The organism is Achromobacter denitrificans NBRC 15125 (assembly GCF_001571365.1).
GTDB classification, from domain to species: domain Bacteria; phylum Pseudomonadota; class Gammaproteobacteria; order Burkholderiales; family Burkholderiaceae_B; genus Achromobacter; species Achromobacter denitrificans.
In genome coordinates this window covers 23,714-44,321 of sequence record NZ_BCTQ01000025.1, presented here as the reverse complement: position 1 = coordinate 44,321, position 20,608 = coordinate 23,714, and the positions used below count along the sequence as shown (strand labels likewise).

General features: G+C 69.5%; 21 protein-coding genes. 7 read left to right on the top strand and 14 right to left on the bottom strand.

Going from position 1 to position 20,608, the window contains the following annotated elements:
• Window positions 1–5: 5 nt before the first annotated feature.
• The 4 genes from ADE01S_RS20185 to ADE01S_RS20170 are packed head-to-tail and all read right to left on the bottom strand — an operon-like array spanning window position 6 to window position 4,378.
• A complete protein-coding gene (locus tag ADE01S_RS20185) occupies window positions 6–977 on the bottom strand; it encodes a quinone oxidoreductase family protein (protein WP_062683517.1) in 972 nt (323 codons plus the stop codon).
• A gap of 9 nt (window positions 978–986) precedes the next feature.
• Entirely contained in the window at window positions 987–2,201 is a 1,215-nt protein-coding gene (locus ADE01S_RS20180) for a CaiB/BaiF CoA transferase family protein (protein WP_062683516.1), read from the bottom strand.
• A complete protein-coding gene (locus ADE01S_RS20175; RefSeq protein ID WP_232481963.1) occupies window positions 2,198–3,217 on the bottom strand; it encodes an acyl-CoA dehydrogenase family protein in 1,020 nt (339 codons plus the stop codon). Before ADE01S_RS20175 ends, ADE01S_RS20180 begins: the two co-directional genes overlap by 4 nt.
• Window positions 3,218–3,226: 9 nt before the next feature.
• Complete coding sequence (locus tag ADE01S_RS20170; protein WP_062683513.1) at window positions 3,227–4,378, bottom strand: acyl-CoA dehydrogenase family protein; 1,152 nt, start codon at window positions 4,376–4,378, stop codon at window positions 3,227–3,229.
• Between the two features lie 233 nt (window positions 4,379–4,611).
• Between ADE01S_RS20170 and ADE01S_RS20165 the strand changes: the two genes are divergently transcribed.
• Window positions 4,612–5,412: a crotonase/enoyl-CoA hydratase family protein gene (locus tag ADE01S_RS20165; protein WP_062683511.1), complete on the top strand. Its 801-nt coding sequence runs from the start codon at window positions 4,612–4,614 to the stop codon at window positions 5,410–5,412.
• A gap of 57 nt (window positions 5,413–5,469) precedes the next feature.
• Here the strand turns inward: ADE01S_RS20165 and ADE01S_RS20160 are convergent, their stop codons facing one another.
• From ADE01S_RS20160 to ADE01S_RS20130, 7 genes are all read right to left on the bottom strand, one after another.
• Window positions 5,470–6,195, bottom strand: coding sequence for a helix-turn-helix domain-containing protein (locus tag ADE01S_RS20160; protein WP_082775857.1), 726 nt, complete (start codon window positions 6,193–6,195; stop codon window positions 5,470–5,472).
• A 139-nt stretch (window positions 6,196–6,334) separates the two neighbouring features.
• Window positions 6,335–6,988 (bottom strand): response regulator, encoded by a 654-nt coding sequence (locus ADE01S_RS20155; protein WP_062683510.1) that lies wholly within the window; start codon window positions 6,986–6,988, stop codon window positions 6,335–6,337.
• On the bottom strand, window positions 6,985–8,073 hold the full coding sequence (locus ADE01S_RS20150) for a PAS domain-containing sensor histidine kinase (RefSeq protein ID WP_062683509.1): 1,089 nt from the start codon (window positions 8,071–8,073) through the stop codon (window positions 6,985–6,987). The genes ADE01S_RS20155 and ADE01S_RS20150 overlap by 4 nt, the downstream gene beginning before the upstream one ends.
• 122 nt (window positions 8,074–8,195) lie before the next feature.
• The gene (locus ADE01S_RS20145) at window positions 8,196–8,717 is read right to left on the bottom strand and encodes a flavodoxin family protein (RefSeq protein WP_062683508.1); all 522 of its coding nucleotides are present in this window, start codon (window positions 8,715–8,717) and stop codon (window positions 8,196–8,198) included.
• Between the two features lie 27 nt (window positions 8,718–8,744).
• Window positions 8,745–9,182 carry a CBS domain-containing protein gene (locus tag ADE01S_RS20140; RefSeq protein WP_228468532.1) on the bottom strand — a complete coding sequence of 146 codons (438 nt, stop codon included), beginning with the start codon at window positions 9,180–9,182 and terminating at the stop codon, window positions 8,745–8,747.
• 81 nt (window positions 9,183–9,263) lie between these two features.
• Window positions 9,264–9,722 (bottom strand): universal stress protein, encoded by a 459-nt coding sequence (locus tag ADE01S_RS20135; protein WP_062683505.1) that lies wholly within the window; start codon window positions 9,720–9,722, stop codon window positions 9,264–9,266.
• 19 nt (window positions 9,723–9,741) lie between these two features.
• On the bottom strand, window positions 9,742–10,167 hold the full coding sequence (locus tag ADE01S_RS20130) for a universal stress protein (RefSeq protein WP_062683504.1): 426 nt from the start codon (window positions 10,165–10,167) through the stop codon (window positions 9,742–9,744).
• A gap of 252 nt (window positions 10,168–10,419) precedes the next feature.
• On the opposite strand from ADE01S_RS20130, the gene ADE01S_RS20125 reads away from it, so the two are divergent.
• A complete protein-coding gene (locus ADE01S_RS20125; RefSeq protein WP_062683503.1) occupies window positions 10,420–10,845 on the top strand; it encodes an Hsp20/alpha crystallin family protein in 426 nt (141 codons plus the stop codon).
• Window positions 10,846–10,856: 11 nt separating this feature from the next.
• Complete coding sequence (locus tag ADE01S_RS20120; RefSeq protein ID WP_062683502.1) at window positions 10,857–11,693, top strand: universal stress protein; 837 nt, start codon at window positions 10,857–10,859, stop codon at window positions 11,691–11,693.
• Window positions 11,694–11,700: 7 nt separating this feature from the next.
• Here the strand turns inward: ADE01S_RS20120 and ADE01S_RS20115 are convergent, their stop codons facing one another.
• Window positions 11,701–13,503: an adenosylcobalamin-dependent ribonucleoside-diphosphate reductase gene (locus ADE01S_RS20115; protein ID WP_082775856.1), complete on the bottom strand. Its 1,803-nt coding sequence runs from the start codon at window positions 13,501–13,503 to the stop codon at window positions 11,701–11,703.
• A 4-nt stretch (window positions 13,504–13,507) separates the two neighbouring features.
• The gene (locus tag ADE01S_RS20110; RefSeq protein ID WP_062683501.1) at window positions 13,508–14,155 is read right to left on the bottom strand and encodes a BON domain-containing protein; all 648 of its coding nucleotides are present in this window, start codon (window positions 14,153–14,155) and stop codon (window positions 13,508–13,510) included.
• 252 nt (window positions 14,156–14,407) lie between these two features.
• Here ADE01S_RS20110 and bktB point away from each other — a divergent pair, with 252 nt between their 5' ends.
• On the top strand, window positions 14,408–15,589 hold the full coding sequence (bktB, locus tag ADE01S_RS20105) for a beta-ketothiolase BktB (protein ID WP_062683500.1): 1,182 nt from the start codon (window positions 14,408–14,410) through the stop codon (window positions 15,587–15,589).
• A gap of 244 nt (window positions 15,590–15,833) precedes the next feature.
• On the opposite strand, the gene ADE01S_RS20100 is transcribed toward bktB, so the two are convergent.
• Complete coding sequence (locus ADE01S_RS20100) at window positions 15,834–16,565, bottom strand: IclR family transcriptional regulator (RefSeq protein WP_232481964.1); 732 nt, start codon at window positions 16,563–16,565, stop codon at window positions 15,834–15,836.
• A 148-nt stretch (window positions 16,566–16,713) separates the two neighbouring features.
• Here ADE01S_RS20100 and ADE01S_RS20095 point away from each other — a divergent pair, with 148 nt between their 5' ends.
• From ADE01S_RS20095 to ADE01S_RS20085, 3 genes are read left to right on the top strand one after another with little or no spacing between them, the layout of a single operon-like run.
• Entirely contained in the window at window positions 16,714–17,517 is an 804-nt protein-coding gene (locus tag ADE01S_RS20095; RefSeq protein WP_062683498.1) for an enoyl-CoA hydratase, read from the top strand.
• A complete protein-coding gene (locus ADE01S_RS20090; protein ID WP_062683497.1) occupies window positions 17,514–19,598 on the top strand; it encodes an acetate--CoA ligase family protein in 2,085 nt (694 codons plus the stop codon). Before ADE01S_RS20095 ends, ADE01S_RS20090 begins: the two co-directional genes overlap by 4 nt.
• A gap of 39 nt (window positions 19,599–19,637) precedes the next feature.
• Window positions 19,638–20,606 carry a Bug family tripartite tricarboxylate transporter substrate binding protein gene (locus ADE01S_RS20085; protein ID WP_062683576.1) on the top strand — a complete coding sequence of 323 codons (969 nt, stop codon included), beginning with the start codon at window positions 19,638–19,640 and terminating at the stop codon, window positions 20,604–20,606.
• Window positions 20,607–20,608: the final 2 nt, after the last annotated feature.

Here is a 20,608-nt window from a genome sequence, read left to right as displayed (position 1 = left end):
AGGCCCTAGCTGGGGATGAGGACGGCGGCCGCGATGCTGCGCTTTTCGAGCGCGGCATGGGCGCGGGCCGCCTGCGCAAGCGGATAGTGGCGCGGGATGTGCGCGCGCAGCGCCTTGGCGCGCACGTGGCCGAAGAGTTCCGACGCGGCCGCCAGCAGCCGTGTCGGGGTATTCAGATAGGCGGCCAGGCTGGTGCGCGTCAGGTACAGCGACTTCTTCTGCAGGGCCGACAGCGCCACGTCGGTCACCGGACCCGTCGCCTCGTCGAAGCTGATCAGCAGCCCGCGCGGCCGCAGACTGTCCAGCGACGCCTGCCAGGTGTCGCGGCCCGCGCCGTCGTAGACGGCGGCCACGCCGGCGCCGCCGGTCAGGGCGACCACCCGGGCGGCCACGTCTTCGTGGCGCGTGTCGACGGTGCGCCAGGCGCCGTGCTCGCGCGCCAGCGCCGCGCCCGCGCTGTCGCCGACGGTGCCGATCAGCTGCACGCCGAGCAACCGCGCCCATTGGCAGGCGATCAGCCCGACGCCGCTGGCGGCGCCGTGGAACAGCACGGTTTCACCGGCCTGCGGGCGATAGGCCTGGCGGAACAGGTATTGCACGGTCAGGCCTTTGTACAGAAAGGCCATGGCCGCGTCGAAGCCGATGTCGGGCGGCAGCTTGATGAGGTGGCTCGCGGGCAGGTTGCGGGCCTGGGCGTAGGCCCCCAGCGGGCCGGTGGCGTAGGCCACGCGGTCGCCCGGCCTCAGCCCCCGCACGCCCTCGCCCACGGCCTCGATCACGCCCGCGCCCTCGAAGCCCAGGCCGTGGGGCAGGGCATGCGGATACACGCCGCTGCGATAGTGCAGGTCGATACGGTTGATGCCCACGGCGCGGTGGGCCACGGTGACCTCGCCCGCGGCCGGCCCGGGCAAGCGGCTGTCGGCCACCCGCAGCACGTCCGGGCCGCCATGCGTATCGAGGATCACGGCCTGGTTCATGGCGGTGGCTCAGGCGACGGCGCCGGCATGGCGCCAGGCCTGGATGTCGGCGGCGCTGGCGCCCAGCGCCTGCGCCAGCACCTCGTCGGTGTGTTCGCCCAGGCGCGGCGGGGCCGCCGGCTCGCGCGGCGGCGTGCCGCGCAGGTGCAGGGGCGAACGCATCAGCCGCAAGCTTCCGTGGCGGGCGTCGGGAGTGTCGGCCAGCAGGCCGCGCGCGGCGATCTCGGGCGCGTCCAGCGCCTGGGGAACCGTGCGCACCGGGCCGGCCGGGATGCCGGCGGCGCGGATGCGCGCCAGCCAGTGCTCGCTGGACTGCGTCATGAAGATCTGCTGCAGCGCCGGCACCAGCGAGCCGCGGTTCAGCGCGCGGGAGCGGTTCTTGCGGTAGCGCTCGTCCTCGGCCCATTCCGGCCGGCCCAGCGCGGCGCAGAGCGCGGCGAACTGGGCGTCGTTGCCCACGCCCAGCGCGAACGCGCCGTCGGCGGTGGCGAAGATCTGGTAGGGCACCACGGTGGGGTGCCCGTTGCCGAGCCGCTGCGGCACCTGCCCGGCCGCCAGGTAGCCCGCGCCGACATTGGCCAGCACGTTGACGGCGCTGTCGAGCAGCGCCAGGTCGATCAACTGCCCCTTACCGGTTTTCTGGCGCGCCAGCAGGGCCGCGAGCACGGCCTGCGTGGCGTTCATGCCGGTGACCAGGTCGGTGATGGCCACGCCCAGCTTCATCGGCGCGCCTTCGGGTTCGCCGGTGATCGACATCAGGCCGCTCTCGGCCTGGATGACGAAGTCGTAGCCGGGCTCGGCGGCGCGCGGGCCGGTGCGGCCGTAGCCGGAAATCGAGCAATAGATCAGGCCGGGGTGCGCCTGCGAGAGCGTGTCGTAGTCGAGTCCGAACCTGGCCAGCGCGCCCAGGCGATAGTTCTCCACCAGCACGTCGGCCTGCAGCGCCAGGCGGCGCGCCAGCGCGCGGCCCTCGGGGTGGCGCAGGTCGATCGCCAGCGAACGCTTGCTGCGGTTGGTGCACATGAAATAGGTGGATTCGCCGTCCACATCGGGCGGCGTCCAGCCGCGGGTGTCGTCGCCTTGGCCCGGCGCTTCGATCTTCCAGACGTCGGCGCCCAGGTCGGCCAGCGTCTGGGTGCACCAGGGGCCTGCCAGCACGCGGCTCAGGTCCAGCACGCGCACGCCGGCCAGCGGCAGGGAGGAGGAGGCGTCGGGCACCGTCATTCGACCACCGCGTAGAGGTGGGTCCGCAAGTAATCGAGCGCGGAGAGGTCGCCGGCGGCCAGCGCGTGCGCGCCGATGCGGGCGTTCCACTGCGGTTCGCCGCCACCCAACCGGCGCCACTCGCGCAGCCGGCGCGTATGGCATTGCAGGTCGCATTCGGCGGTGACGCCGATGGCGCCATGCATCGCGTGGGCGATGTCGGCGGCGCGCGCCACGGCCGAGCTGGCGCGGGCCTTGCCCAGCGCGGCCAGCAGCGGCTGCGGCATCCAGCTAGCGCTCTGGAACGCCAGCTGGGCGGCGGCGCGCACCGTCCAGACCAGTTCGGCCAGGACGCTGATCTGCTGCTGCACCGCCTGGAAGCGCCCGATGGGCTTGCCGAATTGCGTGCGCTGGTTGGTGTACTCGACGGTCATCGACAGGATGCGCTCCAGCGCGCCGGCGATGAGGCCGGCGTAGGCCACGGCGGCGAGGTCGGCCAGATCGGCTCCGGCCGCCTCGGCCGTCGGCGCGGACGCCACCGCGGCGGCGGGCCAGCGCAGGTCGGCGTCGAGGCTGCCATGTCCCCCCGAAGGCGCGGCCTGAGCGTCCGCCATGGCCAGCAGGCGGACACCGCCCGGCGCGGCGGCGAGCACCCAATCGGCGGCGCGGGCCGCGCCCACCGCAAGGGCCTGGACGCCGTCGGCATCGGCGGATACCGCCGCCGGCGCCAGGGCGATCGGGCCCGGGGGAGGTCGGCGGCCGGCGGCGTGCAGCCAGGCGCGCGCGAGCAGGGTCTGGATGACCGGCGCGCCCACCGCGTGCCAGCCGGCGGCCTGCGCCAGCGGCGCGATGTCGGCCAGCCGCAGGCCGGCCCCGCCCGCGTCCTCGGGCAGCAGCGCGTCCAGGAAGCCGGAGTCCTCGATGGCCTCCCAGGCGGCCGCGGGCGCCTGCCCGCGTTCGACGGCGCGCAGCGCGTCGGGAGGATAGGCCTGCGCGAACAGGCGGTGGGCGGTGTCGCCAAACAGGGCGTCCATCATGTTTCCTTCCTATCTGAGGCCGAGGCCGCGAGCGATGATGCCGCGCAGGATTTCGCGGGTGCCGCCGCGCAGCGAGAACGTGGGGCCGACCTGTTCGATATAGGCCAGCGTGCGCAGCAGTTCGGGGGGGACGGGGCGGTCCGGATGCCGGCCCAGCGCCTGCGCGATCAGGTCCGGGATGGCCTGTTCGAGTTCGGTGCCGGCGTCCTTGACCAGCGAGGCCTCGGTGGCGGGGCTGAGCCCGCGGGCCAACTGGCCGGCCACCGCCAGCGACATGGCGCGCAGGGCGGCCAGCCGGCCCAGGATCTCGCCCAGCGTCTCGGCGGTCTGCGCGTCGTTGATGCCTTCGGCGCGGCAATGCTCCAGCCAGCATTGCGCCAGCGCCATGCTGGAGTAAATGCGCTCGGGGCCGCTGCGCTCGAACGCCAGTTCGGCGTTGACTTGCGGCCAGCCGTCGCCCTCTTTGCCGATCAGGGCCTGCGCGTCGAGCTCGACGTTGTCGAAGAACACTTCCGAGAAGTGCGCGTCGCCGGCCAGGTCTTCGATGGGCCGGATGGTTACGCCGGGCAGGGACAGGTCGACGATCATCTGGGACAGGCCCTGGTGCCGGTCGGCCGCCGTGCCCGAGGTGCGCACCAGCGCGATCATGTAGTGCGAGCGATGCGCATTGGTGGTCCAGATCTTGCTGCCGTTGAGCAGCCAGCCGCCGTCGCGCGGCTCGGCGCGGGTGCGGATGCTGGCCAGATCGGAGCCCGAGTTCGGTTCGCTCATGCCGATGCAGAAAAAAGCCTCGGCGCGGCAGATGCGAGGCAGGTAGAAGCGGCGCTGCTCCTCGGTGCCGTATTTCAGGATCAGCGGCGCGCTCTGGCGGTCGGCGATCCAGTGCGCCGAGACCGGCGCGCCTGCGCACAGCAGTTCTTCCGACAACACGAAGCGCGCGAAATGCCCGCGCGCGGCGCCGCCGTATTCGCGCGGCAGCGTCATGCCCAGCCAGCCGCGCTCGGCCAGGGCGCGGCTGAAGCCGGCGTCGAAGCCCATCCAGGAACGCGCCCGCTGGTCGGCGGGCCGGCCGGCCATGGCGCCGGCCAGGAATTCGCGGATGTCGGCGCGCAGCGCCTCGTCTTCGGCGGGGATGGCGGTCAGTTCAAGGGTATCGATCATGTCTCCGTCCGTCTTCTCGGTTGCGGAGGACTATCCCCCCTGGGGGTGAGACCTGTCTAATATTTTTTTCCAGCTTTTTGATACGGTTTTCGTATCAGCGGGCGGACCGCCCCGGCCGCCCTCGGGCTGATATTGCAACGGTATCGCCAGACGCCGAAACAGTATTGGACGCGATACGGCCGCCCCGCCTACCCTGGACGGCATATTTTCCCAACCGCGAGGCGACGTACGGCATGAGCGAACTATTGCGTTACGAGCAGGACGAAAACGGCGTGGTCACCCTGACCCTGGACGACCCGAAAACCCGCAACGCCCTGACGGGCAGCACGATGGTCGACGAACTGCTCGCGGCCTTCGCGCGCATCGAACGCGACCCGGCCGTCCGCGTGCTGATCATCGCCGCGTCCGGCGCCGTGTTCTCGTCCGGCGGCAACGTCAACGACATGCAGCGCCAGATCGGCCCGGAAGTGGGCGGCACCGCGTTGCGCCAGGAGTACCGCCACGGCATCCAGCGCCTGCCGCTGGCCTTGCACGCGCTGGAGGTGCCCACCATCGCCGCGGTCAACGGCCCCGCGGTCGGCGCCGGTTGCGACCTGGCCTGCATGTGCGACGTCCGGATCGCCGCGGAGGAAGCGTCGTTCGCCGAGAGCTTCGTGAAGCTGGGCATCGTGCCGGGCGACGGCGGCGCCTGGTTCCTGCCGCGCCTGATCGGCATGGCGCGGGCGGCCGAAATGTCGTTCACCGGCGACGCGATCGACGCGCGCACGGCGGCCGAATGGGGCCTGGTTTCGCGCGTGGTGCCGGCGGCGGAATTGCTGCCGGCGGCGCATGCGCTGGCCGGCCGCATCGCCGCCAATTCGCCCGACGCGGTGCGCCTGACCAAGCGGCTGCTGCGCGAAAGCCAGCATTCGCGCCTGGACACGTTGCTGGAGCTGTCGGCGGCCTACCAGGCCCTGGCCCACAAGACCCCGGCGCATGCGCAGGCGGTGCAGGACTTCGTCGCGCGCCGCGCGGCGCGCAAGAATCGGGCATGAGGAAGGCGGCGGCCGGGGCTACATGAAGGCCGTCGCGGGCGTCCGCTCGGTCTCGGATCAGCCGCAGCCCATTTTTCGCAGCGCGTCGATGTCGCGGATTTCCAGCCGCCTTCTGCGGACCTGCACCAGCGACGCCGCTTGCAGGCGCGCCAGCACGCGGCACACGGTTTCCACTTTCATCCCGAGGTGGCTGGCGATGTCTTCGCGCGTCATCTTCAGGATGAACTCGCGGGGCGAGTAGCCGTTGGCCGCCATCTGTCGCGATATGCCCATCAGGAAATTCGCCACGCGTTCCTCGGTCGTCATGCATCCCAATGCCATCAGCAGGTGGCGGCATTCGTTGATGTCGTGGGCGATCAGCCTGTTGAAGAGCTGGGCGGCCGTGAAGTCCTGGTGGCAGTTGCGCATGAGATCCGCGTAGGGCAGCACGCAGACCAGCGAGTCTTCCAGCGCGATGGCATCGCTCGCGTGCGCGCCGGTCTCGATGGCGTCCAGCCCGAGCAGGGCGCCGGCGATGGGAAAGGCGGTGATCTGTTCCAGTCCGGAGGGGTTGGTGTGGCGGATCTTCACGGAGCCGGAGCGCAGCCGGTAGAGGTTCTGCAAGGCGTCGCCCGCCCGGTAGATCGCCTCGCCCTGGCGGACGCGCCGCCGCGCGCGGAAGGCCGGGACGGGCGCGTCCTCCGTTGGGTGGCAAAGGCGGGCCAGGGGGCATGCGGCGCAGTCGCCCGCGGGCGCCGCTTGCGGCGGCAAAGCCGTTTCGGGGAATACGGAGATGGTTTCCATGGCCGCGCCTCGCCAGATCGGGTGGTCCGGAACCCAGTATGCGTTTCGGGCCGGTCTCGCGCTATCAGCGCGGCACGCCGGATTTCCGCTGTAATCGCCTACGGACGTAGGAATTTTCCTACGTGTCGCGGTGGGCGGCTCAGAGGTCCGGAGCGTCCTTGTCGTCGACCAGGCGGTGCCTGATCGCGTAGCGGACCAAGTCCGTCTGGTTGCGCAAATGCATCTTGACGAGGATGCGGCTCTTGTAGGTGCTGATGGTCTTGACGCTCAGGAACAGGCGCTTGGCGATGTCTGAGTTGTTCAGGCCGGAAGCCAGATGCCGGAACACCGTCAGCTCGCGGTCCGACAGCATCAGGTGGGGCAGGGCGTCGGCGTCGCCGTGCCGCTCGAAGACGATGTTCTCCGCCAGGGACCGGCTCAGGTAGCGGCCGCCGCCGGCCACCTTGCGCACCGCCTCCACCAGTTCCTCGGCGGCGCTGTCCTTGGTCAGGTAGCCGGCCGCGCCCGCCTTGATCGCGCGCACCGCGTATTGTTGCTCGCCGTGCATGGTGAGCACGAGGATCGGCAGTTTGGGGTGTTCGCCGCGGATCTGGCGGATCAGGTCTACGCCGTCGCGGCCGGGCATGGACATGTCCAGCACCAGCAGGTCCCAGGGGCGCTGGGCCAGCAGCGCCAGCGCCTCGGCGCCGTTGCCGGCCTCGCCTTCGACCGAAATGTCGCCGGCGTGTTCGAGCAGGCGCCGCAGGCCCGCGCGCAGCAGGGTGTGGTCGTCCGCCAGCATGACCGTGATCACAATGCCTCCCAGGGGGAATGGGGCGGCTGCGCCGGCATGCGGACGCCCAGGCGGAACCCTCCCTTCTTGCGCGTATGGATGGTGACCTCGCCGTTGAGCAGCCGGACCCGTTCGCGGATGCCTTGCAGCCCCAGCGACATGGGCAGTTTTTTCGCCAGGCTTTCGGGCGTCGCGCCCACGCCGTCGTCCTGCACGCTCAGTTCGCACTGTGTATCCGTGCAGTGCAGCCGCAGGGTGACCTTGCTGGCCTGCGCATGCTTGGCGATGTTGGTAAGCGCCTCCTGGACGACCCGGAACAGGGTGGTGGCCACGGGCTTGCTGGGCTCCTCGCCGCCGATCGAGATATCGGCCTCGGTGTCGATGCCGTAGCGGGACACGAAGTCCGCCACCAGCCATTCGGCCGCCGCCGCCAGCCCGAGATCGTCCAGCATGACCGGCCGCAGGTCGGAGGCGATGCGCCGCAACGAGGCGAAGGTCTTCTTGATCAGGTCGCGCATGCCGCGCACGCGGGCGCGCATGTCCTCGTCGTCGGGCGGGAAGCCGGCCTCCAGTTGCGACAGCTCCATGGTCAGCGCCGTCAGGGTCTGGCCCAGGTCGTCGTGCAGCTCCCGGGCGATGTGTTTCTTTTCCTGCTCGCGCACGTGCAGCAGGGCGGTCGAGAGCCGGGTCAGCTCGTCGCGCGAGGCCCGCAAGGCCTGGTCCACCCGTTGCCGTTCGGTGACGTCCCGCAGGAAGACGGACAGGAAGACGCCGGCCTCCGACCGGGTCTGGGAGATCGACGCCTCCATGGGAAATTCCTCGCCGTTCGAGCGCAGGCCCCACAGGGGGCCGCCCAGGCCCATCTGGCGGTCTGAGATGCCGGTTTCCCTGAAACGGTCCACATGCCTGGCATGGGCGGCGCGGAAGCGCTCCGGGATGAGCATGGCCAGGTTCGCGCCGATGGCCTTGTCGGCGCCGCACAGGAAGACGCGTTCGGCCGCCGGATTGAACATCACGATGCGCTGGTGCTCGTCTATCGTGATGATCGGTTCGGTGGCGGACTGGATGATGTCGAGCAGGGGCGGCGCGCTGAGCGGTTGCTTCATTGCGGGAACGTGCGATGTGCCGATGTCGTCCTGAGGCGGATGCAAATTATTGCAGCACACATTCCCGCGCCTGGCCACAGGGGCTGGGCGCAGTCGTTCAAAAGCACTAGGGCGCGCGGGCGCTAGTCCACGGCGGGCAGCACCGGATCGTTCCAGTCCGGGCGTCCCGCGGCCGCCTGCGTCTGTTCCCGGAAGCGGCAGAGGGACGCATCGCACTCCTCGGCCAGCACGTCATACTGCTTCAGGAGCAGGATGGAGCGGGGCCTGGACCCCGACAGGGTGGCGATATCGTCGACGGCGCGGAAGCCGCCGTAGCCCGACATCACGCAGATCACCGAATAGGCCTTGATCAGCCGGCCCTGCGTCTGGAGGAAGGCCCGCATGGGCGCCGCCAGCGAACGCAGCCATACCGGCGCGATCAGGATGACGTGGTCCAGCTGGTCCAGTGGGGGACCGTCGTAGCGGAAGTCGGGATTGCGCTTGAGCAGGATGTCGAGGACGCAGCGCGCGTCGCCGCCCAGGCCAAACCTGGGCACGGCGTCCCGGACTTCGTGGACGGGCCAGCCGCTCAAGGAGCCCAAACGCTCGGCGGCGGCCCGGGCGGTGCCGGTGCGGGAATAGAAAACGATGCCGATGCGCTCCATGGCGGGCTCCTGTCGCGGTTGCGGTCCTCAGGCTTCCTGGGCCAGCAGCGCCCGCAGGATGTCGCGCCGGCTGACCACGCCGACCAGCTTGCCGTCGCGCGTGACGGGCACGCGCTTGATGCCGCGCTTGAGCAGCAGTTCGGCGATCGCCGACAGGTCTGCCGTGTCGTCCACCGTGATCACCGGGCTGCTCATGACGGAGGCGGCGGTCTGCTCGCCCAGCTGCAGGCTGTGCAGGAACTCCAGGTTCAGCGCCTCGCCTTCGGCGAGCAGCGCCAGCCAGTGGTCTATTTTCTTCTGGTGCGAGCTGTCCAGCCGCCGCACCAGGTCGCCCTCGCTGACCAGGCCGATGAGCTTGCCGTCGTCGCCCAGCACCATCACCGCGCTGATGTTTTCGTCCAGCAGGATGCGCATGATCTGGGAGACGGGCGTTCTGGCGTTGACGCAATAAGGGGAAGGGGTCATAAGTTCGCGCGCGCGCATGGTTGCTCTCCGGGGCGCCCGGAGGGGCGCCGTCTGTCTGCTTGGGGCCGCCGGCCGTTCGGCTCAGGACGTCCCGTTGGGGGAGCGCACCAGCAGCACGGGCACGTGGGCGCTGCGCAGGATGCCCTCGGCGCTGCTGCCCAGCACCATGCGGCGCACGCCGCGGCGGCCGTGGGTGCCGATCACGATCAGGTCCGCCTCCCAGGTCTCGGCCTCGGAGAGCACGCGCTGCTGCACGGTCTTGTCCAGGTTTTCGTAGAGCACGGTATCCGCTTCGATGCCTTGCGCCCGCACCGTGGCCAGGGCCTTTTCCAGGATGTCGGCGCCGTTCTTGCGCAGCAGGTCCAGCAGCTCGCCCGCGCGATAGCTGTAGGCGTCCGCCGTGAAGGCGAAAGAGAGCTCGTCGATGACGTGGATCAGTCGCAGCCTGGCGTGCGTCAGCTGCGCCAGGCGTATGGCTTCGGTCAACCCGAGGTCCGAGGTTTCGCTGCCGTCCAGGGGGACGAGTATGCGTTGGTACATGGCGTGGGCTCCTGAGGATCTAGTTGATCAGGACGACGGGGATGTGGATGGTGTGCAGCACTTTCAGGGTGACCGACCCCAGCAGCAGGCTGCCCGCCGCGCCCAGCCCTCGCGACCCCATGACGATGTGGTCGCAGCGCTGTTCCGTGGCGTAGTTCTTGATCGTGTCGGCGATATTGCCGACGCGCAGGGCGACCTCGTAGACGATGCCCGCCCTGTCCAGCAGCGCCTTCGCGTCGGACAGGGCCATTTTGGCCTCGTCCTCGTAGTACTCCTGGATGGTCTTCTGGTCGATGAAGGTCAGCACCGTCCCGGAAACGATGGGAAGCTGCACGTTGAGCAGGTGCAGGGCGCAGGGGCCGTTCTCTTGGATGTAATCGACCATGTAGCGCACGGCGCGCAGCGAGTTGGCCGATCCGTCGACGGGGACAAGTACGTTTTTCACAGCGCCTCCTGGTAGGGGATGCCGGGGTCTGCGGGGAAATGAACGCCGGGCACATGGACATCATCGCGCTGCGGTCGGCGGCCGAATTGACGCCGGTCAACTTCCCGCCGGTTTTCTCCGGAGCGGCATTTCGCGCCGGGATTTTCGTCCCCGTTTTAGGGTTGACAAAGGTCAAGATGGGCGCGGCGTGGCGGAGCAACATGGCATCGAAGGCGGGCGGGCGCCCGCCGTTCACTCGACAGGGAGATAGCCATGCCGCGCTTGACGCAATACAGCCCGTTTTCCGCCGAACCCCTCGCGGACGTGTTCCAGGCCTTTCTGCGGCCGATCCGGCACGGCGCCGAGGACCAGGCGCCCCGGATGGACATCGACGTGACCGAAGAGGGCGACAAGTACGTGTTGAAGGCCGAAGTTCCCGGAATAGACAAGAAAGACATCTCGGTGGAAATCGACGGGAACACCGTGATGATCTCGGCCAACAAGGAACAGAGCAGCGAAGTGAAGGCAGCGGGCAACACGATCCGCCAGGAGAGGTTCTGGGGGCGGATCCAGCGTACGGTATCGCTGGCCAGTTCGATAGACGAGTCCGCCGCCCGGGCGGTCTGCGAGAACGGCGTGCTGGTCCTGACCTTGCCCAAAGCCGCGGGCAACCGGAACAAGACGCTGCGGATCGAATAAGGGAGACCGCCATGTTTCGCCGCATAGCCGTTCACCTGGACCATGGCGTCGACATGTCGCGCCGCCTGGAGTTTTCCCTGCGCCTGGCCAAGGCGCATGACGCCCATCTCACGGGCATATTCGCCAGCTACGTCGCGCCCGGCTATTTCTACGACGAGGCCGGGCTGTGGGTGCGGTCCATGGACACGGCCACGCAGATCAACGAACAGGGCCGCACCGCCGCCCAGGCCGCGTTCAGCGAGGCGGCAAGGGACCTCGGCGTGTCCGCCTCGTGGCGGCAAGGGGAGGGCTCCCCGGCGGATTGCGTGGCCCGGCACGCGCGCTGTTCGGACGTGCTCGTCGTCAGCCAGGACAACCCCGACGACCTGGACGCCGCCATCGGGAACGATTTCGTGGAGCAAGTGCTGATGTCCGTCGGCCGCCCCGTCATCGTCCTGCCGACGCTGGGCACATTCAAGGCGGTCGGCGCGCGCGTGCTGTACTGCTGGGACCGGGGCCGCGAGTCGGCCCGCGCCATTGCCGACGCCGCGCCGCTACTGCGCAATGCCCACGCCTTGGCCGTCCTGACGCTGGGCGAGGGCGCGGACGACGCATCCGCGCTCGAAGTGCCGTTCGAAGACCTGGCGGCGTACTGCGCCTGCCACGGCTTTCCCCTGCCCGAACACGAATTCCGCAACACGCGCGACATAGACGTCGGCGATGCGATCCTGAGCGCGGCGGCGGACTTCAGCGCCGATCTCATCGTCATGGGCGCCTACGGCCATAGCCGCATGCGCCAATGGATCATGGGCGGCGCAACGCGCACGCTGCTCGCGGCGATGACGATGCCCGTTCTTTTTTCCCATTGACGGCGCGCTATCCGCAGATGCGGCAGTCCTGGGCCGGCGGCCCGCCGGGCGCGGTCGCGTCCGGCGCCGGCGACATGACCGCCTCCAGGCCCGGGTCGGGGCGGAAAATCGTCAGCCCTTTCAGCCCGGCCCGCCATCCCCGCATGAACAGGGCCTGGACGCGCTCGACCGGCCAATCGCCCGGGACGGGAACCGTCTTCGAGATCGACGCATCGACATAAGGCTGCAGCGCCGCCAGCATGGCGACGTGGTCTTCCGGCGCGATGTCCGCGGCGCCCAGGAAGTAGCCGGGAGGCGCGGACTGTCCCGGGTGCAGGCGTTTCCAGAGCCGCCATGCATGGTTCTCCGCGGTCATTTCCACGGGGGATTCCCCGCCCACCCGCAGCCGCCGCCGGTACGACCAGCCATAGGCGGGCTCGATGCCGTTGGAGCAATTGTCCGCGAAGGCCAGGCTGACGCTGCCCGTCGGGGCATAGGAAACGAGGTGGCTGTTGCGCAGGCCGTGCTCCGCGATCGCCTGCCGCGCCTCCTGGGGTAGCGTATCGCCGATCGCGCCGGCCGCCAGGTAGTCCTGCGCGCGGTAGAGCGGAAACGGCCCGCGCTCCGCCGCCAGGGCCGCCGACGCCGCATAGGCGTGGTCCCGGATGCATCGGGCGACCGCCTGGGCGCACGCCCGCCCGGATTCGCTGTCGTAGCGCAATCGCATCATCGCCAGCATGTCGGCCAGGCCCGTGACGCCCACGCCGATCCGGCGCTTGGCGCGCGCCTCCTGCTCCTGGGCGGGCAGGGGCCAACGCGTCAGGTCGATCACGTTGTCCAGCATGCGAACCTGCGTCCGGACCATGCCGCCGAGCCTGACCAGGTCGATTTCCGGCGGGGCGGCCACGCCGAAGGGATGCCTGACCAGACGCGAAAGGTCGATCGGCCCCAGCACGCAGCAGCCGTATTCCGGCAGGGGCTGTTCGCCGCAGGGGTTCGTCGCGCGTATCGATTCCAGCGCGCGCAGGTTGTTCGTCCGCTTGATGGTGTCGATGTACAGCAGCCCCGGTTCGGAGCTGTGCAGGGCCTGGCGGCAGATCTCGTCCCAGATCGCCCGGGCGGATTCCACCCGGTAGCGCCACAGCCCGCTTTCCGAACGGACCGCGCCCGCCGCGATCGCCGCCGCGCCGGGCCGGGCGGCATGCTCCAAGGCCCAGGCGTCATCGCGTTCCACGGCGTCGAGGAACGCGTCTGTCACCGCCACCGAAACATTGAACGTGCGCCAGCGCCTGCGGCCGCGCTTGGCGCCCGCGAATTCGAGGATATCCGGATGCGAGCACGAGAGGACGGCCATCTGCGCGCCGCGCCGGCTGCCCGCCGACCGCAGGTTCGCGCAGGCCTCCTCATAGCGGTCGATCGCCTGGCAGACGGCGGGCGCGGCGCTGCTGGCGTCGGCATCGGCCGCAGCCGGCGACAGCGGGGAGAAGTCGTACCCCACGCCCCCGCCCATCGCCAGCGTCTTGCAGGCCTCCGCGATCCCATCGGCGAACAACAGGCCGGAACGGCCGCCGCCCACCGGCTGCACGAAGCAATTGACCATGGTCGCGTGCGCGGCGGTTCCCGCGTTCGCCATGATGCGGCCCGCCCCGATCGCCCCGTTCTCCAGGTTGCGCCGGAACAGCCGGGCGATCTCCGCGCGCTTGTCGAGGGGCTCGGCCTGGGCCAGGGCGTGGGCCACGCGCGCATACACCTGCGCGGCCAGCGACTCGCCGGGCGCCGCGTACCGGTCGGCCAGCACCTGGAAGCAGATGGGCTGCACGCTCAGCCGCATGGACTCAGCCGATTTCCAGCCTGTCGTCCACGCCGAGCACGCTGGGCGCGCTCCAGGCCGCGCGTTCCGCCGCATGACGCTCGGGCCAGCTGCGCACCTTGCCGGTCAAGACGACCTTGCGGTCGTGGACCGATACCTGGATCTCGTTCGCCTCCAGCTCGGCGCTGCGCCTGAGCGCGGTCTGTATCCTTTCCTTGATATCGCTGACCTGGGCCACGGGATTCAGGGCGATCAGGTTGGACACCCCCTTTACGCCGGTGAGCTTGCGCACCGCGCTTTCCGCCGCCGCGCGCTGGTAGTTCCAGTTCACCTCGCCCGTGAGCGTCACCCAGCCCTGCTGCACCTTTACCTGCACCTTGTCGGCGGGGATCGAAACGTTCCACTCGATCACGCTGAGCGCGCGGGCCGCGATCTGGTCGTCCGCCGTCCGCTCTTCGAACTCGGTGCGGACCTGGAGCTCCTGGGCCAGCCCATTCACGCCCCGGACGCGCTGCACGATGCGCTCCGCGTCGTACTTCTCGGCATAGGTCTTCACATGGCCGGTCAGCGTCACCACGCCGTTGGCGACGGCCACGCCGATTCCGGAGGCGTCGACCCCGGGATCGTATTCCAGCGCATCCAGGGTCAGGCGACGAAGTTTTTCATCTTCCATGGCGATTCTCCAAACGCAAGGAATCATCGAGTTTCCCCGCATGCGCCGCGCGGGCCTTGATAAATATCAGCAAAGAAAATGGGGAAATATCGGCCCGCGACACCGCCGCTGTCGGCGGCGCTTGCCCTCGCACCGGAAGTCTCGGTTTAATGGGGAGGATGCAGGGACCCGCAGGCGGCATCGAGACTTGCTGAAAATGCCATTGGATCAACTGCTTACATCAATCGTGAAATTTCAAGGGAATCTCTAGCCATGAATGAAGTCATCGTCGCGTCCGCCGTCCGCACCGCCATCGGCGATTTCGGAGGCGCGCTGAAAGACGTGCCGCCGTGCGACCTGGGCGCCACCGTCATCAAGGCCGCGCTGGAACGCGCCGCCGTCAAGGGCGACGAAGTCGGCCACGTCGCCGTCGGCCACGTGATCAACACCGAACCGCGCGACATGTACCTGTCGCGCGTTGCCGCCATGAACGCTGGCATCGCCAAGGAAACCCCCGCCTTCAACGTCAACCGCCTGTGCGGCTCCGGCCTGCAGGCCATCGTCTCGGCGGCGCAGACCATCCTGCTGGGCGACGCCGACATCGCGATCGGCGCCGGCGCCGAAAGCATGAGCCGCGCGCCCTACATCGCGCCGGCCCAGCGCTGGGGCGCTCGCATGGGCGACAGCGTCATGCTCGACATGATGACCGGCGCGCTGTCCGATCCCTTCGGCCGCATGCACATGGGCGTCACGGCCGAAAACGTCGCCGCCCGCTACGGCATCAGCCGCGAAGACCAGGACGCCGTGGCCGCCGAATCCCACCGCCGCGCCGCCGCCGCCATCGACGCCGGCCATTTCCGCGACCAGATCGTCCCGGTCGTCATGAAGTCGCGCAAAGGCGAAGTCGTATTCGACACCGACGAACACGTGCGCCGCGACGTCTCGGCCGCCAGCCTGTCCACGCTCAAGCCGGTATTCCAGAAGGAAAACGGCACCGTCACCGCGGGCAACGCCTCGGGCCTGAACGACGGCGCTGGCGCCGTCGTGCTGATGAACGCCTCGGTGGCGGCCAAGCGCGGCATCAAGCCGCTGGCGCGCCTGGTCGCCTACGCCCACGCCGGCGTCGACCCCGACATCATGGGCATCGGCCCGGTGCCGGCCACCCAGGCCGCCCTCAAGCGCGCCGGCCTCACAGTGGACCAGCTGGACGTGATCGAAGCCAACGAAGCCTTCGCCGCGCAGGCATGCGCCGTCACCCGCGAACTGAAGCTGGACCCCGCCAAGGTGAACCCCAACGGCAGCGGCATCGGCCTGGGCCACCCCATCGGCGCCACCGGCGCGATCATCACCGTCAAGGCGTTGCACGAACTGCAACGCGTGGGCGGGCGCTACGCGCTGGTCACCATGTGCATCGGCGGCGGCCAAGGCATCGCCGCGATCTTCGAGCGCATCTGACGCCTCCGAGCCGCCCCTTCGGGGGCGGCAGGCACGCTTGCCCGTGCAAGCGCCTGCCCAAGTCGCGACGGCAAGATCTCGCGCAAGCCCGGAAGGTGCCCGGACAGTCCGGGCGGCACGAAAATCCGCCGCAAGAACCCTAAGCACACGACTCCCCCCTGCAACCGAGCAATCAACACCGCCGCGCCTGGCGGCCCCGGAACGAACGGCGATGCAGCACGAGCCCAGGCTCGAAATCTCCCCATCACCCCAAGTAATCCCGTCCCCAAGCCTCGCATTCCGCCCGCAGCAACGCCCCCATCTCCGCCCGCCGAGGCGCATCCAGCCGACTGCTGATCGCGCCAAAACTGAACGCCACCCACGTCAGCTCCGACACCCGGAACGCCACCCCCACCCCCGACACGCCCGGCGTGATCGTATCCACGATCTCCGAATACCCCGCCGCGCGCGTCTGCTTCACCGCCTTCATCAGCCCCGCGCTCGAAACGCCGATCTGCGCATAGCTCGCCGCGTGCCGCGCATAGAGAGCCGCGATCTCCTCGTCCGGCAGCGCGGCCATCAGCGCCAGCCCCCCCGCGCCCACCCCCAGCAGCCGCCGCTCCCCCTGATCGATGGTGAACACCTTCACCGGAAACGACCCCGCCTCCCGCAACAGACACAACGCGTAATCGCCCTGGCGTATCACCAGGAACACCGTATCCCCCGACAGCCGCGCCAGCTTCTGCGCGAAAGGGCGCAGCGCATCCAGCAAGGGCGTCCGCCGCAGCGCCGCGAACCCCAGCTGCATCGAATCCACCCCCAACCGATAGCGCCGCGTCTTCCCATCGCGCTCCGCGAACTGCTCCTCCAGCAGGCTGCTCAGCAGACGGTGCGCCGTCGAACGCTCCAGCCCCGTCGCGGCCATCACGCCTTGCAGATCGATCCCTTCCTCCTGGTGCTGCGCCAGTACCCGCAGCAGCGCCAACGCGCGCCGCATGCTCTGTGTACCGCCGGTTGAACTCGTGTTGCTCATAATGTGGGAAATAGTGGTTGAATATTTTGTATTTTAGGATTCCAGGTGCGTTAATTCAATCCAACAGACCGCGCCGCCTTCCCGGGCGCGGCAGAACAAAGACGAGGAGACCATGGAATACGCCACCCTGGCCGTCGAACGGCACGACTCCATATGCCGCATCAGCCTCGCGCGTGAATCCGCGCGCAATGCCCAGAGCCAGCAGATGCTCGACGAGCTGGACGAGGCCCTGACGCAAGCCGAACGGGACGACTCCGTCCGCGTCGTCGTCCTGGCCGGCCAGGGCGCGCACTTCTCCGCCGGCCACGACCTGAAAGAAGCCCAGGCCAAGCGCGCCGACTTCACGGTGGAAGAGCGCTGGGAATACGAATCGCGCCGCTACTACGGCTACTGCCTGCGCATCTGGGACTTCCCCAAGCCCACCGTCGCCCAGGTCCAGGGCGCCTGCGTCGCCGGCGGATTCATGATCGCCAACATGTGCGACCTCGTCGTGTGCGCCGACACCGCGTACTTCTCCGATCCGGTCGGCCACACCCTGGCCGCCGCCGCCACCGAAGTGCTCATCCACCCCTGGGTCATGGGCCTGCGCAAAGCCAAGGAAATGCTCTACACGGGCGAAAAAGTCGACGCCCAGGAAGCGCTGCGCATCGGCATGGTCAACCGCGTCGTGCCCGAGGCCGAACTGGACGCCGCCACCCTGGCCCTGGCCCGGCGCATCGCGCAGGCGCCGCCCTTCGGCCTGCGCCTGGTCAAGCGCTCCCTGAACCGCACGGCCGACGCGCAAGGGTTTCGCACCGCCTTGTCGGCCCACTTCGACACCCACCAGCTCTCGCACATGAGCCAGGAATTCCAGGCCGTGCGCGAGCGCGGCCTGGCCCAGGCGATCCAGCGCAACAAGGACGGCAAGACGGCATGACCCAGCCCCTGGACCCCCTGCTCAATCCGCGCTCCATCGCGATGATCGGCGCCAGCGCCGACCCCGGGCGCATCGGCGGCATGCCGCTGGAACTGCTCACGCGCTTCGGCTACGCCGGCGGCATCTACCCCGTGAATCCGAAGTACCAGGAAGTGTTCGGCCGGCGCTGCTTTCCCGACATCGAATCCGTGCCCGAACCCGTGGACCTCGCGGTGCTGGCGATCGCCGCCGCCGACGTGACCCCCATGCTGCGCCGCTGCCATGCGCGCGGCGTGCGCGCGGCCATCGTCTACGCCGCCGGCTTCGCCGAGGCGGGCGGGGAGGGCGCGCGCCTGCAGGACGAACTGGAGGCCTTCGCCGCCGAAAGCGGCATGGCCGTCGCCGGTCCGAATTGCATGGGCTTCGCCAACCTCAACACCCAGGCCTACACCGCCTTCGCCTCCGTGTTCAAGACCGCGCCCGCCCAGGGCGGGCCGGGCACGGTCAGCCTGCTCACCCAGAGCGGCAACGTATGCGCCGCCGTCTACGCCATCGCGCGCCGCCTGGGCCTGCCGTTTTCGCATTTCATCAACACCGGCAACGAAGCCTGCCTGGACTTCTCGCAATACCTCGAATACCTCGCCGCCGACCCGCAAACCGAAATCGTGCTGGGCTACATCGAACAGCTGCGCGACGGCGAGCGCTTCATCCGCGCCTGCCGCGAACTGGAGCGCCAGGGCAAACTGCTGATCGCGCTCAAGGCGGGCACCACCGACAAAGGCGCGCAGGCCGTGCAGTCGCACACCTCGGCTCTGGCCGGAGACCGGCGCGTCTACGGCGCGGCCTTCCGCCAGCTCAACGTGATCGAGGCCACCGACTTCGCGCAGATGGCGCACCTGGCCAGCCTTGCCACGCTGCGCCATCGCAGCGCGGGCAAGCGCGTCGCCGTGCTCACGATGTCGGGCGCCCTGGGCGCCATCCTGGCCGACAAATTCATCGGCGCCGGCCTCGACCTGCCCGACTTGCCGCCGGACCTGCAGGCCGTGCTGCGCGGCGGCATTCCCGACTACGGCATGGTCGGCAACCCGGTGGACGTGACCGGCAACGTCGTCAACGACCCGGACTTCGTGCGCACCGTGCTGCAGGCGCTGGCCACCAGCGCCGCCATCGACACCGTCGTCGTGTACGCGCCCGGCTACATGCTCGACCGCATGGCCGGCGCCCTGGCCGACGTATCGCGCCAGCATCCCAGGCTGTTCGTCGCGATCGACACCGGCCTGGCCCAGAGCCGCGCCGCGCTGCGCGAGGCCGGCGTCGCGGTATTCGAAGACCTGGGCCAGGCGGTCTCGGCCCTGGCGCCCTACCTGCTCTGGTGCGAAGCGCGCGGCGAAAAACGCATCGCCCCCGCGCCCGCCCCGGTCTCGGCCGAGGTTCCGGCCCTGCCGTGCAACGAGGCTGACGCCCGCGCCTACGTCGCGGCCTTCGGCCTGTCGCAAGCGCAGGCGCGCGCCGCCCGCGACGCCGACGAGGCCGTGGCCGACGCGCGCGCCGCCGGCTACCCCGTCGCGCTGAAAATCCTGAGTCCCGACATCCCCCACAAGACCGAGGCGGGCGGCGTGGCCCTGAACCTCGCGGACGACGAAGCCGTGCGCGCCGCGCACCGCGCCGTGACGCAAGCCGCGGCGCAGGCCCGGCCGGACGCGCGCATCGACGGCGTGATGGTGCAGAAGATGGAGCGCGGCGTGGCCGAGATCCTCGTCGGCGCCACCCGCGACCCGGTATTCGGCCCCGTGCTGACCGTGGGCCTGGGCGGCGTGCTGACGGAGCTCTACCAGGACACCAGCCACCGCCTGCTGCCGGTCGATGAAGACATCGCCCTGCAGATGCTGCGCGAACTCAAGGCGTACGCGCTGCTGGACGGCTACCGGGGCAAGCCGCCGGCGGACGTGGCCGCGGCGTGCCGGAGCATCGTGGCCGTGGGCAACGCCTTGCTCGCCGCGCCGGAGGCCGTGGCGGAAATCGAAGTCAATCCTATGCTGATCAAAGAGGCGGGACGGGGCGTCGCGGTACTGGACGCGCTGATCCTGCCCGCAACCCCGTAGCGCGCAAGCGCAATGCCATCCCAGGAGGAGACAAGCATGATGATGAAGAGACTATTGGCCGGCGTGGCGCTGGCCTGCATCGGCGCGAGCGGCCCGGCGCTGGCCCAGGACAACTACCCCAACCGCCCCGTGCGCATCGTGGTGCCGTTCTCGCCGGGCGGCGCGACCGACATCATGAGCCGCCTGCTGGCGGAGAAGCTCGGCGCCAGGCTGGGCCAGCCGGTGATCGTGGAGAACAAGCCGGGCGGCGGCACGATGATCGCCTCCGACTACGTCTCGCGCGCCGAGCCCGACGGCTACACCTTGCTGATGGCGGCGTCTTCGCTGGGCATCGCGCCCAGCATCTACGCCAAGGTCAATTACGACCCCATCAAGGACTTCACGCCCGTCAGCCAGGTGGCCTCGGTGGTGCACGTGCTGGAAGTGCATCCGTCGGTTCCCGCCAAGAACGTGGGCGAGCTCATCGCCTACCTGAAGGCGAATCCCGGCAAGGTCAGCTACGGCTCGGTGGGCACGGGCAGCTCCACCCACCTGGAGGCCGAGCTGTTCAACAGCATGGCGGGCGTGCAGATGACGCACATTCCCTACAAGGGCAGCGCGCCGGCCCTGAACGACCTGGTGGCGGGCCGCCTGCAGGTCATGTTCGACGCCTGGGCGTCGTCTGGCCCCTTCGTGAAGGACCGCAAGCTGCGCGTGCTGGCGGTGACCACGGCCCAGCCTTCGGCCTCGGTCCCGGACCTGCCGACCGTGGCGGCCTCGGGCCTGCCCGGCTATTCCGCCATGCCCTGGCTGGGCCTGGTGGCGCCCGCCCGTACGCCGCAGCCGGTGGTGGACAAGCTCTACAAGAACCTGGCGCAGATCCTGGAGCAGCCCGACGTCAAGGCGCAGTTCGTGGGGTTGGGGCTGGACATCATCGGCAGCGACCCCAAGGCCTTCGGCGAGTTCATCCGCCAGGACGTCGCGACCTGGGCCAAGGTCGCGCGCGAGTCGAACATCCGCCTGGAGTGACG